The organism is Methylobacter tundripaludum SV96 (genome assembly GCF_000190755.2).
GTDB classification, from domain to species: domain Bacteria; phylum Pseudomonadota; class Gammaproteobacteria; order Methylococcales; family Methylomonadaceae; genus Methylobacter_A; species Methylobacter_A tundripaludum.
On the sequence record NZ_JH109152.1, the window covers coordinates 1,156,167 to 1,172,056 of the forward strand.

Annotated in this window: 17 protein-coding genes; 6 read left to right on the top strand and 11 right to left on the bottom strand. The window is 50.9% G+C overall.

The genetic code is table 11. From position 1 onward, the window contains the following. The 3 genes from METTU_RS05215 to METTU_RS05225 all read right to left on the bottom strand — a co-directional run. Positions 1-4,176: DUF4347 domain-containing protein (locus METTU_RS05215; RefSeq protein ID WP_006890265.1), on the bottom strand; the 4,176-nt coding region annotated here is incomplete at its 3' end. A gap of 277 nt (positions 4,177-4,453) precedes the next feature. After that, positions 4,454-4,879, bottom strand: coding sequence for a type II toxin-antitoxin system VapC family toxin (locus METTU_RS05220; protein WP_006890266.1), 426 nt, complete (start codon positions 4,877-4,879; stop codon positions 4,454-4,456). Beyond that, a complete protein-coding gene (locus METTU_RS05225; protein ID WP_254257824.1) occupies positions 4,864-5,085 on the bottom strand; it encodes an AbrB/MazE/SpoVT family DNA-binding domain-containing protein in 222 nt (73 codons plus the stop codon). Before METTU_RS05225 ends, METTU_RS05220 begins: the two co-directional genes overlap by 16 nt. A gap of 773 nt (positions 5,086-5,858) precedes the next feature. Here METTU_RS05225 and METTU_RS05230 point away from each other — a divergent pair. Next, positions 5,859-6,530 carry a phage tail protein gene (locus METTU_RS05230; RefSeq protein WP_006890268.1) on the top strand — a complete coding sequence of 224 codons (672 nt, stop codon included), beginning with the start codon at positions 5,859-5,861 and terminating at the stop codon, positions 6,528-6,530. Between the two features lie 88 nt (positions 6,531-6,618). Here the strand turns inward: METTU_RS05230 and METTU_RS05235 are convergent, their stop codons facing one another. Both METTU_RS05235 and METTU_RS05240 read right to left on the bottom strand, forming a co-directional pair. Next, positions 6,619-6,930, bottom strand: coding sequence for a DUF6916 family protein (locus tag METTU_RS05235; protein ID WP_254257825.1), 312 nt, complete (start codon positions 6,928-6,930; stop codon positions 6,619-6,621). Between the two features lie 30 nt (positions 6,931-6,960). Next, a complete protein-coding gene (locus METTU_RS05240; protein ID WP_006890270.1) occupies positions 6,961-7,470 on the bottom strand; it encodes a GNAT family N-acetyltransferase in 510 nt (169 codons plus the stop codon). Positions 7,471-7,776: 306 nt separating this feature from the next. Here METTU_RS05240 and METTU_RS21620 point away from each other — a divergent pair, with 306 nt between their 5' ends. The 3 genes from METTU_RS21620 to METTU_RS05255 are packed head-to-tail and all read left to right on the top strand — an operon-like array spanning position 7,777 to position 10,203. Further along, positions 7,777-8,964, top strand: a complete 1,188-nt coding sequence (locus METTU_RS21620) for an aspartyl/asparaginyl beta-hydroxylase domain-containing protein (RefSeq protein WP_006890271.1) — start codon at positions 7,777-7,779, stop codon at positions 8,962-8,964. A 28-nt stretch (positions 8,965-8,992) separates the two neighbouring features. Further along, positions 8,993-9,199: a hypothetical protein gene (locus METTU_RS05250; protein WP_006890272.1), complete on the top strand. Its 207-nt coding sequence runs from the start codon at positions 8,993-8,995 to the stop codon at positions 9,197-9,199. Further along, positions 9,199-10,203 carry a sulfotransferase family protein gene (locus METTU_RS05255; protein WP_006890273.1) on the top strand — a complete coding sequence of 335 codons (1,005 nt, stop codon included), beginning with the start codon at positions 9,199-9,201 and terminating at the stop codon, positions 10,201-10,203. The genes METTU_RS05250 and METTU_RS05255 overlap by 1 nt, the downstream gene beginning before the upstream one ends. A gap of 40 nt (positions 10,204-10,243) precedes the next feature. Here the strand turns inward: METTU_RS05255 and METTU_RS05260 are convergent, their stop codons facing one another. Both METTU_RS05260 and METTU_RS05265 read right to left on the bottom strand, forming a co-directional pair. Further along, positions 10,244-11,299, bottom strand: a complete 1,056-nt coding sequence (locus tag METTU_RS05260) for an SAM-dependent methyltransferase (protein WP_050897720.1) — start codon at positions 11,297-11,299, stop codon at positions 10,244-10,246. A 105-nt stretch (positions 11,300-11,404) separates the two neighbouring features. Beyond that, positions 11,405-11,605, bottom strand: a complete 201-nt coding sequence (locus tag METTU_RS05265) for a cold-shock protein (RefSeq protein WP_006890275.1) — start codon at positions 11,603-11,605, stop codon at positions 11,405-11,407. A gap of 471 nt (positions 11,606-12,076) precedes the next feature. Between METTU_RS05265 and METTU_RS23590 the strand changes: the two genes are divergently transcribed. Continuing rightward, complete coding sequence (locus tag METTU_RS23590; RefSeq protein ID WP_006890276.1) at positions 12,077-12,250, top strand: hypothetical protein; 174 nt, start codon at positions 12,077-12,079, stop codon at positions 12,248-12,250. Positions 12,251-12,396: 146 nt separating this feature from the next. Here METTU_RS23590 and METTU_RS23595 read toward each other — a convergent pair whose 3' ends face one another. From METTU_RS23595 to METTU_RS05275, 4 genes are all read right to left on the bottom strand, one after another. Next, positions 12,397-12,552, bottom strand: a complete 156-nt coding sequence (locus tag METTU_RS23595; RefSeq protein ID WP_169624855.1) for a hypothetical protein — start codon at positions 12,550-12,552, stop codon at positions 12,397-12,399. Between the two features lie 412 nt (positions 12,553-12,964). Next, complete coding sequence (locus METTU_RS23600) at positions 12,965-13,126, bottom strand: hypothetical protein (RefSeq protein WP_006890277.1); 162 nt, start codon at positions 13,124-13,126, stop codon at positions 12,965-12,967. 537 nt (positions 13,127-13,663) lie between these two features. After that, positions 13,664-14,176 (bottom strand): hypothetical protein, encoded by a 513-nt coding sequence (locus METTU_RS05270; protein ID WP_006890278.1) that lies wholly within the window; start codon positions 14,174-14,176, stop codon positions 13,664-13,666. A 43-nt stretch (positions 14,177-14,219) separates the two neighbouring features. Beyond that, positions 14,220-14,525, bottom strand: a complete 306-nt coding sequence (locus tag METTU_RS05275; RefSeq protein ID WP_006890279.1) for a hypothetical protein — start codon at positions 14,523-14,525, stop codon at positions 14,220-14,222. 503 nt (positions 14,526-15,028) lie between these two features. On the opposite strand from METTU_RS05275, the gene METTU_RS23970 reads away from it, so the two are divergent. After that, positions 15,029-15,166 carry a hypothetical protein gene (locus tag METTU_RS23970; protein WP_217182794.1) on the top strand — a complete coding sequence of 46 codons (138 nt, stop codon included), beginning with the start codon at positions 15,029-15,031 and terminating at the stop codon, positions 15,164-15,166. Positions 15,167-15,890 lie beyond the last annotated feature (724 nt).

Consider the following 15,890-nt stretch of genomic DNA (forward strand, 5'->3'; position numbering starts at 1 on the left):
CGCCGCCGACAGGTTATACGTCGCGGTACTCACCGCTGAGGTTCCGTCCTTGTTCAGCAGGGCTTCCACATTAGTCAGGTCGGCTCCGCTGAGCGTCACCGAGAACGAGGTTGCCGAAGTAATCTCCACGCCGGTGGCATTGGTGAGCGTATAAGTCGCTCCGCCTTCGCCGGTAAACGTCAGTTTAGTGAGATCAATATCGTTGGTCGCACCGGACCTTGACAGGAAGTCCGTACCGGTGACCACCAGGATGTTGGTATTGTAATCGTAGGTGGCGCTGGTGATGGCCGGCACCGCCACGTTACTCACGGTGATGCCGTTGCCGGTCAGGTCGGCATCGGTGACCCCGGCCGCCGCTCCGGCGGTCCAGTCTTCAGCCGCGGCCAAGTTATAGGTCGTAGCGCCGGTTGACGAGGTGCCGTTTTTGTTAATGATCTGGTTGATTGCCGCTTTGTCGGTCGCGCTCAAGGTGATCGTGAACGCGGTGCCGGAGGTAATTTCGACGTTCGAGGTATCGGTCAGGGTATAGGTCGCGCCACCTTCGCCGGTGAAGGTAAATTTGTTCGCGACGATGTCGTTGGTCGCGCCGGACTTCGACAGGAAGCCGGTACCGGTCACCACTAACGCGCCGGTGGTGGCATCGTAGGTGGACGAGGTAATCGCCGGCACCGCCACGTTGCTGGCGGTGATGCCGTTGCCGGTCAGGTCGGCATCGGTGACCCCGGCCGCTGCTCCGGCGGTCCAGTCTTCGGCCGCGGCCAGGTTATACGTGGTGCCGCTGGTCGACGACGTGCCGTTTTTGTTAATGAACTGGTTGACTGCCGCCTTGTCGGTGGCGCTCAGGGTGATGGTGAACGAGGTGCCCGAGGTGATCTCGACGTTGGCGGTATCGGTCAAGGTGTAAGTTGCGTTGCCCTCCCCCTTAAAGGTGAATTTATTGGCGACGATGTCGTTGCTCGCGCCGTTCAATTTCAGGAAGCCGGTGCCGGTCACGACCAACGCGCCGGTGGTGGCATCGTAGGTGGACGAGGTAATGGCCGGCACCGCCACGTTGCTGACGGTGATGCCGTTGCCGGTCAGGTCGGCATCGGTGACCCCGGCCGCCGCCCCGGCGGTCCAGTCCTCGGCCGCGGCGAGGTTATAGGTGGTGGCGCCGGTCGACGACGTGCCGTTTTTGTTAACGATCTGGTTGATCGCGGCCTTGTCGGTCGCGCTCAAGGTGATCGTGAACGCGGTGCCGGAGGTAATTTCGATGTTCGAGGTATCGGTCAGGGTATAGGTCGCGCCGCCTTCGCCGGTAAAAGTGAATTTGTTCGCGACGATGTCATTGGTTGCGCCGGACTTCGACAGGAAGCCGGTGCCGGTCACCACCAATGCGCCGGTGGTCGCATCGTAGGTGGACGAGGTAATGGCCGGTACCGCGACATTGCTGACGGTGATGCCGTTGCCGGTCAGGTCGGCATCGGTAACCCCGGCCGCCGCTCCGGCGGTCCAGTCTTCTGCCGCAGCCAGGTTGTAAGTGGTGCCGCTGGTTGAGGCCGTGCCGTTTTTGTTGATCATCTGGTTGATCGCGGCCTTGTCGGTCGCGCTCAAGGTAATAGTGAACGCGGTGCCGGAGGTAATCTCAACGTTCGAGGTATCGGTCAGGGTATAGGTCGCGCCGCCTTCGCCGGTAAAAGTGAATTTGTTCGCGACGATGTCGTTGGTCGCGCCGTTCAATTTCAGGAAGCCGGTGCCGGTCACCACCAATGCGCCGGTGTTGGCATCGTAGGTGGACGAGGTAATGGCCGGTACCGCGACGTTACTGACGGTAATGCCGTTGCCGGTCAGGTCGGCATCGGTAACCCCGGCCGCCGCCCCGGCGGTCCAGTCTTCGGCCGCGGCGAGGTTATAGGTGGTGCCGCTGGTTGAGGCCGTGCCGTTTTTGTTGATCATCTGGTTGATCGCGGCTTTGTCGGTCGCGCTCAAGGTGATCGTGAACGCGGTGCCGGAAGTGATTTCGACGTTCGAGGTATCGGTCAGGGTATAGGTCGCGCCGCCTTCGCCGGTGAAGGTGAATTTGTTCGCGACGATGTCGTTGGTCGCGCCATTCAATTTCAGGAAGCCGGTGCCGGTCACCACCAATGCGCCGGTGTTGGCATCGTAGGTGGACGAGGTAATGGCCGGCACCGCGACATTGCTGGCGGTGATGCCGTTGCCGGTGGCATCGGAAATGTCGCCATTGGTAATGACGGTATTCCAGTCATCGGCTGCGGCGAGATTGTAAGTGGTGGCGCCGGTGGAACTGGTGCCGTCCTTGTTGAGCATCTGGTTGATCGCCGCTTTGTCGGTCGCACTCAAGGTGATCGTAAACTCAGTGCCGGAGGTAATTTCGACGTTCGAGGTATCGGTCAGTGTATAGGTCGCACCGCCTTCACCGGTAAACGTGAGTTTATTGGCAGTAATATCGTTGGTCGCGCCGTCGGCTTTCACCAGATGGGTACCGGTCACCACCAGACTGCCGGTGTTGGCATCGTAAGTGGACGAAGTGATGGTCGGCGTCTGTACGTTGCTAACAGTGATTGCGTTACCGGTCAGGTCGGCGTTACCGGTATTGGCAACATTCCAATCGGCAGCGGCGGCGATATTAAAAGTCGTTCCGCCAACGGAAGAGGTGCCGTTCTTGTTCAGCAAGCCTTCCACGTTAATCTGGTCGGCGGCGTTCAGCGCAACGGTAAACTGGGTTGCCGAATCGATTTCAACGTTCGACGAGGTCAGAGTGTAGGTTGCGCCCCCCTGGCCGGTCAGGGTCAGTTTGCTGACGTTGATATCGTTGGTAACACCACCTGTAACGGTCATGAGCGTGCCGGTTACTACGAGAGAGTTGCTACTGGCGTCGTAAGTGGCGGAGGTGACGGTAGGGCCGGGAAGAACCGGCGGATCGAAAACAAAATTGTCGAAATCGATAGTATTGAAGCCACCCGCAACAGACGAAATAACAATGGTGTCAACATTTTGCAAGTTGGTGCTGGCACTTAGAACTTGGTTGGCATTTATTCCACCAGCAACGCCGTTGGCTCCTGTATTGATAGTCTGGGTACCTGTTGAAACACTGTTTAAAAATCCTTCGACCGTCAACGTACCATGTCCCCAGCCATCACCATTTACATAAACACTGGAAAACTTGAATGTAGTACCTGCGGTTGAACTAACTATCGTAAGAGTGTCGACATTTGCACCATTCGCACCGCCCAAGTCGATACTCTGACTTCCCGTAGGTCCGCTGGCCTGCGTCCAAATATTTACTGCCCCAGCCCCCCCATAGGTAAAGGTAAAGCCATTGTCAGTGATTGATGTGGAGCCAAGATCACTATTAGCAGCCTGTGCATTGAAGTTTGACGTAACCGTAGATCCCAGTGCCGCGAGTAAATGATCGTAGGAAGCCAGAGATCCGTCACGGAACGCAAGCGAGGTTTCCACCGAACCGGTAACCGACTCAAACGTCCAGTCGCCCCCCAATGCCGCGGAACCTGTAGCATCGGTAGACGCCGCCACGTCTGCGCCGGTCGATTTCGACAATGCAGCTACCAACGCCGCACCACTCGAGCCCGCCGCCACATCGCAGCCGTACAGTAAAATATCGCCATTCTGGGTTAACGCATTGCCAATGGTTGCCAAATCGGCAGTATGGTCTTGCAGGTTTTGCGCGGTCAATTGTAGCGACCCCAAACCCACCGACGCATCATAGCCGTGGGAAACGATATGGATAGCGTCGATACCGCTACGCCCATTGAGGATTTCCGCCATCTGCGTCAAGCCGTCCTGTGAGGCATCCAGCACGTGTACTTCCGCATTAGGACTGACGCCGTTGATCAGGGTCTGATAATCGCTCACGTTGCTTTCGATAAAGACGACCTCTATGCGTTGCAGTTGCGACGTCGGATCAACTTGAACCGCAGGCGGCGCCACATCGGCTGCTGCTTGGACAAGTTTGTCGGCATCAATAGCAGCAGTATCCTGTGCAACAGGGCTGGAATCTGCCGTGGCATCTACGGCTGTTTCCACCGCCGCGCCGTCGAACATGATGCGCGGCTCCAGCGCTATCATGGTCCGGCGATGTTTAGATAATGCGGGAGCCGACAAGCTTGAATTTACTTTGCCGGTTTTTTCTTTAAGCATGGTTTTGATAAATTGCATGTCGATACTCCCTGCATTGATGGTAATGAGCTAGCGCGTAGGTCTAGCTTGAAATTTTACGGGTAATGGGCGTGATTCAATTATGGAAGACAGCTTGCTGGTTCCCAAGCTCCAGCTTGGGAACCAAAGGAGGCGGACAGGTTTGTTTGGCCTGATTTTTCTTTGAACAGTGATTTGATAAAGTTCATGGGTACTCTCTGCATTAATGATAAGGGGCTATTAGCTAAGTATAATTACGTATTTTAGGAGTAGCAAACAAATCAGCTGTGAATAACCTTCAATTTAATCCACTGGTTGAGTTAGGCATAATCAACTCAACGCTCGGAAAATAGCTACTGAACCGGCCCCGGTCTCGGGTGATGAGTTGATACCCGGACACTGCCGCATGAGCGCCGATAAAAAAATCCGGCAACACATTGCCTTTTTGTCCTTGATTCTTCCTGTACTGCAAAAACGCTTTTCCCGCCAAGAATAACGCTTCTTTAGGGATGAGCTTCATTGTAAAGCCCAGATGTTCGAATAATGCCTCCACCTCTTCTATGCGCTCATAGCCGACCGAGCACTCTGTGTAAATGATCGGGTTAATAACCAGGGTGTGGATTGGGTCCAGTCTCTCCAAGGTTCCAGCGCTCCATTCGAACCAATCACTTTCAGGAGAGGCCAGATCAGTGATAATGCAACTGTCGACTAGGATGACCGCCACGATTCGCCCCGTGTCAATGCCATGATGTCATCGGTGCTCATGGTTAATTTGCCCGTCTGATGGGCAGTGCGAAAACGGCTGTCCCGCTTTTTAGCTGTTTTGGCCTTGACGATGTACCAACGACCGCTTTCGTCCTGCATAAACTCGATCTCGGTTTCAGAGGGTAGAATGCCCATATTCTCCCGTACATTTTGTGGAATGGTCACTTGACCTTTGCTGGTTACACGCATGGTTGCCCTCGGATTTATTGGTAATACTTTAATGGTATTACTTTTTGGGAAAACAATCAATCCAAGAAAAAACCTGCAATTTAACGTCCTCCTATGCATGGTAAGACCTTAAAAACGCATAATTGAATTATGAATACCCATCCTAAGATAAGTAATAATACCTAGTTCAATATATCAACGCAATTTATTAGTCTAACACTTGCAATCTACACCATAGATTTTGGATTTTAACGTTGTTGCTATTGGATATACCCCGCTTAAACCTGATGCAACCCGGATGGATGAGGCATGCTTATCCCGCTCTACATGCTCATTACCACCCAATTAAAAAACTGCATTATTCCGGCATACTCGTAAAAAACATATGGATGAATACCGCAAACGGGCATTTTAAGATCTATCGCTCTACATATTACTTAGCCCACAACGGCTTTCCTAAACAATAGACCAATAACCCCAAATAGACGCCGGTCGGATAGAACCGCAATAATCGTTTTTCAACCAAGCGTCGACCTTGGGTTGTCGCTACCGGTTATTTCGTTATACACTGTCTTGCCGTTAGACGAGCCATCAAGAGGTTTAATCACGACCTGATGTCGTGGATGTTTACCGAATGATCAAAGTACATATCCATGAACTCGGCTATACGGGCAAGCGGGGCTTGCGACCAGGGAATGAAGCCACATTCTTTTCACACTATCGCGATCCACATTCACATCATTAATAATAAAACTTAGGAGTAACGATTTATGGATGCACCATTTATTGGAGCTATTTTTATCTGGGCAGGAAGCTTTGCACCACAGGGCTACCGTTTCTGCGATGGGTCAGTCATGCAGGTTCAACAGAACGCAGCGCTCTTTGCCATACTGGGAACATACTACGGAGGCAATGGCTCGACCACTTTCAATCTGCCGGATTTGCGCGGGCGGTTTCCGCTCGGTGTAAATACAACTAACGCCACATATCCTATTGCCCAACCTGGCCAAGTTGGCGGAAATGCAGCAACCGCATTATCAGCAAACAACCTACCGGCGCATAGCCATACGGCAGTTTTTACCCCAACGGGCGGCGGGACAGTGACACCGCTTAGCGTAACCACAGACCTATCGGTGAGTACTGCGACAGCCTCAACCGCCACGCCGACACTTGCTAACGGCAATACGGCTTATCTTGCCAATGCTGCGGCAGGAACAGCCGCAGCTAGTCTTAAAGGCCTTTACACAACGACCGCTCCAGCGACCGGCAGCATTGCCAAAATCCCCGCCAATACCACGGTCACCGGCGGCACTGGCGGCATCACCGGCGGCTCTGTCGCCATCGGCAACACCGGCTCGGGCCTAGCTTTCGATATGCACCCTCCGTATCAAGCATTAAATTTTATCATCGCCATCGAGGGGCTGTTTCCGCCGCGCAACTAGGCCGTCCATAGACTGCTGAGACTAAAGCCCTGCCCCGCTGTCCGGGACGGGGCTTTTTTTATGGCAAACGGTAAGTAAAATCGCCCCGTCAATTGAAGGTAGCGCGGTAATAAATACCGTTTTCGTCTTGGGCGAACGCCGCCAAGCCGATTTGCAATACTCCGCCATTGCCGTCCAACATCGACACCATGCCATCGGCTAAGCGGATCTCCGCAGGCCCTACAAAAGTAAGGCGAAACGGTGCATCGCGGAACGGCAGCGATTGCGGCCAATTGCCCGGTTTTTCCACAGCGGGTAACGCTTCCACGGCAGTCAAACGCAACTCCAGTGCGGAACCGTCGATCAAAGGAGCCGTGTAAACTTTGTCCTTATTCGGGGCGAAATCGTCTATTGCCATCATTTCCATACTATTTCCTCTTAAACCTAAACGTTAACGTAAAAAATCTGTGCCGGGACGCCAAACCATACGATCCTCTATCGGGCCGGTTTGCTCTACGCTGAACCCCAGCCGCTGGTAAAGTTGCTTCGCCTTTAAATTGCTGCGCATCACGTCCAATACCAACGGAGTTTGCATGCCGGCTGCCGCCTGCTGCAACCCACGCAGGATGCCGCTGCCGTAACCGTTGCCGCGCGCCGCGCCCATAAAGGCAATGCTCAATATTTTAACTTCGTTGCAGCCAAAATCCACTATGATCCGGCCGATACGCTCGCCAAGTTTCTCCACCACCAGTTGGAGGGCGTTGGGATAATGAGCCGCGTTCCCTTGCATTTGCAAAGCGTGCTGCATTCTGATCAGCTCTTCGATAAAGTCGTTTTCGGCATCGATCTGCCTAAGGTCATCCCGGGTCGAGCTGTACAGCGCTTCCAAAAAATCGCGGTCCTCCGGCTGAGCCGGACGCAGGTTCAAGCCGTCGGGAACGGGTATAGTATTTGGCGGCATGATGTTTCCTTGAGTTGCTGCACTGCCATTAGGGAATGTATACGAAATAACTTGGGCAAGTTGCTAATAGCCGGAGTGTAGGCTTCGCCTGCAAGCGCAAGCGAAGCCTGCACTCCCGCTGAAAGTTTATCGGCGCGAGTTGTTCAAGTTATTTCATGCATACTCCTAACTTAATCGCAGTATTGAGTTGCAGGGGCGTTACCGATTACAATCAAAAAGCGCTTTGGTAAAAATATCGCCATTTTAAAACTGTTTTCCCGATAAACCTACAAATCCAGTCTTTTCACCAAGCAAGGAGCCGCTCTCATGCCGTCAACCGCATCTCATCCCGATGCTATCATCGAAACCGCCCTTCGCCTGCCTTTTCAATTCGATCCGGCCCGGCTTGAGGAAGATCTTGCCCGCATCAATAGCGCAGATTGGCAAGCCCATTTCAACAACAGCATTTACCGGGGGGATTGGAGCGGAGTAGCCTTGCGCGCCGCACCTGGCGGCCATATGGCTCTTTATTCGGACCCCGCCGCGGATACTTGGGCGGATACGGCTTTGCTGGAGCAATGCCCCGCTTTCAAGGAGGTTCTGGAAAGTTTCGCTTGTCCACTGACGTCCGTTCGACTATTGCGGCTGGGGCCGGGCGCTATTATCGAGGAGCACCGCGATCCCATGCTGGGGGTGGATTACGGCGAGGTACGCATTCATGTGGTTATCGCCACCAACCCGAATGTCGAATGCCGCCTTCAAGGACGGCCCTATCATTGGGCGGCCGGGGAATGCTGGTATGCCGATTTCAGTTGTACGCACAGTTTCGTCAATCGGGGCGATACCGAACGTGTCCATATGGTATTGGATTGCAAGGTGAACGATTGGTTACGGGGGCTGCTGACACAACTAGGGGAAGCGTCGCTACCCAGGATGCCGCTGATCAAGCCCGCCCCTTTAACCATACCCAAGCAAATCGAAACGTTAGACGATTGGATTATGTTGAAAGAGCGTGTTGCGCTGATGCGGGCGGAAAAATGCTGTCTTGCTCACGAACGCATTAAATCGGAAAACGGCGTACCCGCTCGCAACACCAGCGCGGAAGACGGTTTCTGCCGCATCGGGTTCTGCAGCCGGGAAATCCGCGATCATCAACTTGGATGTGCGCATACGATGGTGCGCTACCAGTTACAGGATATTATCCGGGCATTGGGCAACAGCGACATAATGACAGCAGAAGATTCTACGTCATTGGAGCAGTTATTGGATTCGGCGGGCAATGAAATCCAATTCATGGATCATCGCAAAGGCACCGCGGAAAAACATTATGCAATCTTGCACGAACAGCTGAACAACCCTGCCATGCAACCCTCCGAAGCTGCGCTTTTGGCCGCGTCCGAACAAATCGCAGCCATAGACATACAGCACGGCGCCTATGTGAAACAAATCGGTTCGATACGCGACCGGGTTCTGGCTTATTTGGAAGCGGGTATCGCCCGTGAATCGGCCGTCTAAATAAAATATTTACCGAAAGTCTTTTATTATGGATACGCATTTATTTCACTTGCTACGGCAGCGAATGCATGGAGACCACGCTTTGCAAGCGCGTTTGTTTGAATTAACCGATCCCAAGGATTTTCTTGCCGCTGTCCAGGCATTGGCCGAAGAGTTAGGATATACGTTGGAAAAAGCCGACCTGTTTGAAGCCACATTGGCCGGACGCCGCGCTTGGCATAACAGGAACCGGTAATGAACAATACGGATGCCATGGCCGGTTGGCTGCCCTTTTTTCTCACAGCCCATAACGGCCAAAGGCAAGTGGAATGGGGCTACATGGGCCGGGAACGGTTTACCGAGCCGTTCTTTCTGGATACCTTGCAACGCCTGCTATACCGGCAATTCAATCATTTATTCCGCCAACAAAGCGGACTGGATTTACTGCTGGAACGGGCGCAATCCCACCCCGGCTTACCGCTGAAAGGCATCGTATTCCACATGAGCCGTTGCGGCTCCACGTTGGCCGCTCAGTGGCTGGCAGCCTTGCCGGACAGCGTGGTGCTGTCGGAGCCGGAACCGTTAGACACTTTATTGCAGTGGCCCGGCCCCTATAGCAATACAGAAACGATACAAACATTGCTCGCCGCCTTGGGCCAGCCGCGCCGGGAAAGCGACCGCCGTCTTTTCCTGAAAACCGACTGCTGGCATACGGCCCACATCGACCGCTTGCTGACAGCCTTCCCCGATACGCCGTGGGTATTCCTGTACCGCAATCCGGTGGAAGTACTGGTGTCACAACAGCGAATGCCCGGCTGGCACATGGTGCCCGGCACCATGACCGGCCACGGCCTGCATCCACCCGATGAACTATGGAATAATCCTCTAGGCAACGGCGCATGGATTTTATCTGCTATTCTGGACCAAGCCGGACAAGCCACGAAGCGCCACAGCAACGGCCTGTTGTTAAACTATTCGGAACTGCCGGAAGCGCTGGAAAATAAGCTGGCCATTCATTTCGGCCTGGATTTAAGCACTCAGGACGCCGAAACTCTCCGCGCGGTAGCCGGGCGGCACTCAAAACATCGCCATGCCGAGTTTAAACCCGATGCCGCCGAAAAACGCGCCGTCGCCGATACGCATATTTTGGAGCTGACTGACCGTTGGCTGGATAAACCGTACCGACTGCTTGAACAGTTGCGCTTAGACGACGCGATAAACCTGTCAAGCAAACCGTTATTTCCATTGGACACTCCGTAGGAGCGCGTAGCGAGCGCCGCCGAATGTAGCCAGCCAACCCTTAGCCTATTGTTTCATAACACAAACCCGGACGCACTCCCAACTGATAATGGAATTGCAAAGTTTCGCCGCCCGCAAACGTCGGTTTTCCAGGCAAGGCTTGCGGTAAGTTCAGGCTACTGTCGTAATCTTGCAAACAGGTTTGGCCATAGACCGTGATCCGGGTCAGAAGGCGCAGCTGATAACGTTGCAGCAGAGGCGTTGGAATTGTGATGCTTCCGGCAGGCAGCCGCTCCTCGGTTATATCAGCCCACTGCCTGATATTTTCTGCATTCAGTTCAAAAATTTTACCCAGATAAATCCTGTCGCGCACCGGCTCAACAAGCTTGTCTTGCTGCTCCGCGACCGGCACATACTCTTTCGACCGGTCCAGCAGACAGGCCTCAACGCTGACGGCTTGCGGCACCATCAGCGCATCCGGCGCCTGCGCCAGCAAATGGCGGGCAATAGATACTTGCGGTTCTTTGCCCAAACAGACATTCATCGTTTCACTGACGATCACATCGGGTATCGAATCAAGAGGGATTTGGTAGCGGGTTGCGTCTGCGCACACATGCTCAAGCACATGACTGGAAAAGCCAAAAGCATCAATCAAATGTTGCGCACAACGCAAAGATTCCGGGTGAATATCAATCAGTGTGAATACCACCTGTTGCGCTGAAAATACCGCCATCAACGGTAAAGCCAACAATGCAAAAGGACCGCAACCGGCATACAGGACTTGTACCGGACGATCTTCGCGCGCCGCATCCTGCACTGCTGCTCCAGCACCTTTAATAAAAGCAGCGCTGCGTAATACTTCGCGCGCGCAGAAAGCTGCCATCAGAGGCGAAACCGCCATGCCGCTATCGAGCATGGTCCTGTCCTCGGCCAAATTTACCTCCGTCGTCAACTTTAAAAGAGTATGCCGCTCAAGCAAAGCTCTTAAGTCGCCAATATGCGGAATTAAGTCCACTATCGTTTTCTCAGGATCGAGAATATCTTGCGCAATCCTGTTGAGGTTTTCTATATCCTGATTGTTTGGTGACGGGGTAACATGTTTTAGCGATGGCATCATCAATAACTCCTCTTGAAATATAACGGAAAAAGTTAGCGGCTTTACTTATTGACAGGCATAAAAAAACCGTAGCTCCCGAAAGAGCTACGGTTTCTTTGTCCGCAATTAGATGATTGTTACTTCTTCTGCTTGCGGGCCTTTTTGTCCTTGAGTGACAGTAAACTGTACTTTCTGCCCTTCATCAAGAGATTTAAAGCCTGAGCTGTTAATGTTACGAAAGTGAACAAAAACATCTGGGCCGTTTTCTTGCTGAATGAAACCGAAGCCTTTTTCAGCGTTAAACCATTTAACTGTACCTGTAGTCATTTAGTGTAATCCTATTTGTAGTAATTGAAGCCTTATAAAGACTAATGGAGCTGGGAAATTAGAGAATTACTTAATGATAACAGGACGAACAATTACATGAAGAACTTCGTAGAGATAAGCATAACGGTAAAACTATTTCAAGCTGAGCGCATTCTATAGTCGCCCCCCGACAATGTCAAGCCTGCTCTTTCAGTTTCCCGATGTCTTGGCATGAATGCCATATGATTTTAAGAACCCAAGTTTATGAGCAACACGTCCTATTCAGAATTAACGCTGTTCTCTGGACACCTAATGACGGCTCAACTCTAAATTTCTAACCTTTTACATTACTTATATGAATACTTTATGAATTTAATGCATCAAATAAGGAAACAATCCATCTACTCCTAGTATTATTGTCAACAATAGAGGCCTTTACTATAGTTGAGCCGTAGTCTAAAAAACCTTTCAACGTTATAAGAGGATTTACTCATGAACGACTTTTACAAAGACATTTTAACCGGAACGGTATTTATAATCGGCCTGCTGGGCTTTATTTCCGGTGAATTCATCATCTCATCCGCCCTATTCGCCGCTGCCGCTATTGCCAGTAACGTTAACCTGAACCGTAAAAGAGGTAAAGCTGGACAATTATCATGCGAATGACTTTAACCACGCAATTTGAAGACTTTCAAGGCTTAACGGCCTTGGAAGTTTTTTATGCTTCTTTTTTTGGATGTCTCGATTAAAGACGCTGGCACCGAATTATTGCCACTACAGTTAGAATTTACTCCGTTACATCACCATCAGCTTCAACCAAAACTAAAATCAGTCTTGATCATTCGTCGTCCATAGCCAGGATGATAATCGCCGACTGGAATACCTTTATAGACCTGAAAAGCCACATAATCAGCTTGACCGTTACCAGTAAATAGTTTGTTTTCCACGGTAACTGCCGCAGAAATCATCCCGCTATTCAATGTCGACTATTTCAGACCTATAGCCAAGTCCCCACCCAAAACCCTTCATCTTCACCCGCCCGGCTTTTGCGAAAAAATTTGCAGTGAAATAAATATTGAAACAAGGATTTGTGCTGAAGTAGCAAAATTGCTAAGCGTCGAACTCGTAGAACCTGAGATTAGAAATGGCGAGCATTGAATTGATCCGGCGACTTATACCGCCTATCAACCGCCAATTATCACCAAATTTTATTTTTGAGAGAGGCAATAGAACGATTCTCTACAGGCCACTATTTTAAAGACATTAAGATTGTTGTTTTTTAAATATACCGCCAAATATACCGCCACGCGGCCAATGCTGCCCCTGTTTTTGCCGCAAAAACCCACATCAAATAGCCCTCATAAATTCCCAGTAGACGAACTAAGCTTTATCGATCTGCTGCCTTAGCCAAACAACGCCGCCCAGTTCGATAAATCTTTTATGCTGAGCCTCGGTTAAACGGCAAGATATAACCTTGGCTCGATCTTCAGGCGGTAAAGGTTTACGGCCTGCCCCTTTGGCGCGTGTTTTCTTTTGTTCCATTGTCGGTGTCCCTCAGAAAAGCATTAAAAGTAATGCATCGATACCCCGCCGCAAGCGCTGCGGGCTGTATTGAATAATATTGTAATACATAAATAACAAATAATGTCAACTTTATGGGCAATAAGGCAAAACACGCTACAGCCCGCGCTGTGCGTAGGATTCAAGAAGTCAAGTTATTATTGTAATACATTAATAACTTCGAATAACGGACATTATGTTAAATAATGTATTACACTATTAAGCGCAAGGGGTGCGGTTTATTTGTGGTCTAGGCCGAACAACCGCTAACGCCAAAGATTAAAGCCTTAAGTCGGGAATTCCCGATTTGAGTGCCCTTATAACTTTGCTCCCCCATTTGGGGAAGCAAAAAACCGGCACGGTTAGCCGGTGCTTATAACACGATCAATCAGGCTTGCTTAGTGCGTACAAATTCGATAGGTTTGCCCGCCCAAATGGGCGAGCAAATAACCGCTTACTCACTATTACGAGTTCGTTAGGCTTATTATTTTACGTTGGCACAAACGTTTTGTCTGAGAGTTAAGAAAAAACAAATCGGTTTTGATTAGGGTCTGGTGAGCTGAACTCGTTGCGGTGAAAAACACCGGCTTTACAACCGTATTTAGAAACCAAGATATTCTTAGCTATAGATGCGCGGCCGAATGATCTGAACCAAGGGCTATAGTGTTCAACATCGTTCAATATGTACACGACATGATAATAGTCCCTCGGCTGTCGATTTTCCGTTTCGATTGGCATGCTGATGCTTGTACCAACCGCTATGTATTGCATCCCATCTTCGTATAGGTCAAGCCGCACGTAATCAGACCCATCATGTTCAAGCATTACGATACAACCAGCCCTAGTCGCTGAATGATTGCGTTTTTTCATCATCAAGCTTTGTCCTGGTCGAACGCTCCCCTTAAACAAATATTCGTTAATATCCAGCACATAACTCTCGTGGTCTTCGCTCACGTCCCCACGATGTATGTGTACTATTGGTGGTTTGTATTGCTGTTTTTCTCTTAACTGCCCTAGTTTATTGTGATTCATGGCGGTGATCCCTTGCATATATAGTTAATATCGATCTAATGTCTTAAACGCGTTTCTCGTCAACATAGGCTTTAAGCAAGGTTTGAGCATCCAAGATTTCAAAGCGGATGGTTTGAGCCACATGCCAAATTGTCCCATCCTCAAAACTGTCCTTGTCTGCTACTTCACCGGCAATTTCAAGCAAATCAGCCAATGCTCTGGCACGTGCCAGTGATGGGTTTACCGTGTCGATCAAATTAAAAAACGTATTATCGATACCAGCATTAACGCGGTGGGGAAACTTCGTATCAAAGGCGCTAATGATTTTGGGTGTGGCTTGGGTGTCGGTTTGCTCGGTAGTTGCGTTCATATTATCTCTCGCTTATAAATTTATAAGCCGACACCATGATTTTAAGCTGGTGCCGGACTGAACAGGTTGGCGTACCGGATTCAAGAAACCGGCCAGTCTTGCGACTGCCTGCCCAGCCCGACATAATGAAGCGCTGAATGCTGCGCACAAAAAAACCGCATAAAGCGGCGGTGCGCCTTGAAATTTCGGAACGCCAATCCCGGCCTTGCTGTTGCAGGGCGTGGAAAGCATAAGCCCGATAGTAATGGAGGTCAATAGTTTAATGCCTTGCGCTTGTTGCTTGTCTGTATTCGATTGCCATTACCTCTAAACTTACTATCTCCCCCCGCGCCCCGAACCGAGACACCATGAGGTGGTGGCATGTTTCAATGTTTTATGTTGTGTTCGTCTGAAGGTAGGTCTTCCTCCAATGGAGCATCATAAAGAAATTCAAGCAATGCCGTGTACGTCTGAGATAAGCGCTTGGTGGTCCATCTTTAAAAGCCAAGTGTGCAAATCTCGCTATGGGAATTCCCATAGTGGAAAAACTCCACTTCGAGAGCCACCAGTGGTGGAAGATAACCGGGGCAAAAATGATAGCGGCTATGGGTAAGGCGGCGGAAGTGATGCGGGATAATCTCACTTCATTGCCGGCTAATTAGAATTTGATGGAGCCTGTAGCATCAATAATACTTCCTCCCCCTTGCCCCAAGACAAACACGCCATAAGGTAGCGGGCAAGTGTTGACCTTGTAAGCATCCGTCATGTGCGCCTGCGCCACATGTACCCGGTGGTTTTTTGTATTTGAAAAACTTATCAATTAAAAGTTTAGCTCTGAACACGGTCACGAAAAGGGCTTGCTGGAGGATTTACACACCCCTATCCCTGCGCTATACCCCCCCTCCGAAATTCCCTCGCTTGCAAGAAAGTAACTGCAAGCGGTCTAGGGCTTGGACGCTCCAGGGAATTCACCCCCCCCCCTACCCACCTTGCCCAATGTATGGCCGGGTAGCCTATCGCCACGACTTGAACAAATGCCAAGGCGACCAAGACCACAAAACCGGACCGCGGGCATCATGTCGTTTTGATTGCATGTGCTGATGGTGGTTTCATCGTCTCGGCATACGATCAATTTTGCCTTGATTTCGGTCGTTGCCGATCACTCATTTATTGCCACAAATAAAAACATATACGCCCCTATGCTTGGAAAACGTGGGGAACGTGGGAAGATAGGCCTTTAGCCCATGCGGGGCGAGGCTTTCAAGCTCCCCACGACTTCCAAAAAAGCGGGGATTCCTCCCACAAACACCTCTCAATATCCCCACAAAATGGCCTTTTTTGGGGTTTTTCGATCAATCGGCGGATGCTTTTCGCTTGGTCTGGTGT

What these genes read in the sequence shown, in the direction of transcription:
- METTU_RS05235 (WP_254257825.1), bottom strand. Translation starts at nt 6,930, where the DNA reads ATGATGGCAATAGACGATTTCGCCCCGAATAAGGACAAAGTTTACACG.
- METTU_RS23970 (WP_217182794.1), top strand. Translation starts at nt 15,029, where the DNA reads ATGGGAATTCCCATAGTGGAAAAACTCCACTTCGAGAGCCACCAGTGG.
- METTU_RS05240 (WP_006890270.1), bottom strand. Translation starts at nt 7,470, where the DNA reads ATGCCGCCAAATACTATACCCGTTCCCGACGGCTTGAACCTGCGTCCG.
- METTU_RS05265 (WP_006890275.1), bottom strand. Translation starts at nt 11,605, where the DNA reads ATGACTACAGGTACAGTTAAATGGTTTAACGCTGAAAAAGGCTTCGGT.
- METTU_RS05275 (WP_006890279.1), bottom strand. Translation starts at nt 14,525, where the DNA reads ATGAACGCAACTACCGAGCAAACCGACACCCAAGCCACACCCAAAATC.
- METTU_RS05260 (WP_050897720.1), bottom strand. Translation starts at nt 11,299, where the DNA reads ATGATGCCATCGCTAAAACATGTTACCCCGTCACCAAACAATCAGGAT.
- METTU_RS23595 (WP_169624855.1), bottom strand. Translation starts at nt 12,552, where the DNA reads ATGATTTCTGCGGCAGTTACCGTGGAAAACAAACTATTTACTGGTAAC.
- METTU_RS21620 (WP_006890271.1), top strand. Translation starts at nt 7,777, where the DNA reads ATGCCGTCAACCGCATCTCATCCCGATGCTATCATCGAAACCGCCCTT.
- METTU_RS05230 (WP_006890268.1), top strand. Translation starts at nt 5,859, where the DNA reads ATGGATGCACCATTTATTGGAGCTATTTTTATCTGGGCAGGAAGCTTT.
- METTU_RS05250 (WP_006890272.1), top strand. Translation starts at nt 8,993, where the DNA reads ATGGATACGCATTTATTTCACTTGCTACGGCAGCGAATGCATGGAGAC.
- METTU_RS23600 (WP_006890277.1), bottom strand. Translation starts at nt 13,126, where the DNA reads ATGGAACAAAAGAAAACACGCGCCAAAGGGGCAGGCCGTAAACCTTTA.
- METTU_RS05255 (WP_006890273.1), top strand. Translation starts at nt 9,199, where the DNA reads ATGAACAATACGGATGCCATGGCCGGTTGGCTGCCCTTTTTTCTCACA.
- METTU_RS23590 (WP_006890276.1), top strand. Translation starts at nt 12,077, where the DNA reads ATGAACGACTTTTACAAAGACATTTTAACCGGAACGGTATTTATAATC.
- METTU_RS05270 (WP_006890278.1), bottom strand. Translation starts at nt 14,176, where the DNA reads ATGAATCACAATAAACTAGGGCAGTTAAGAGAAAAACAGCAATACAAA.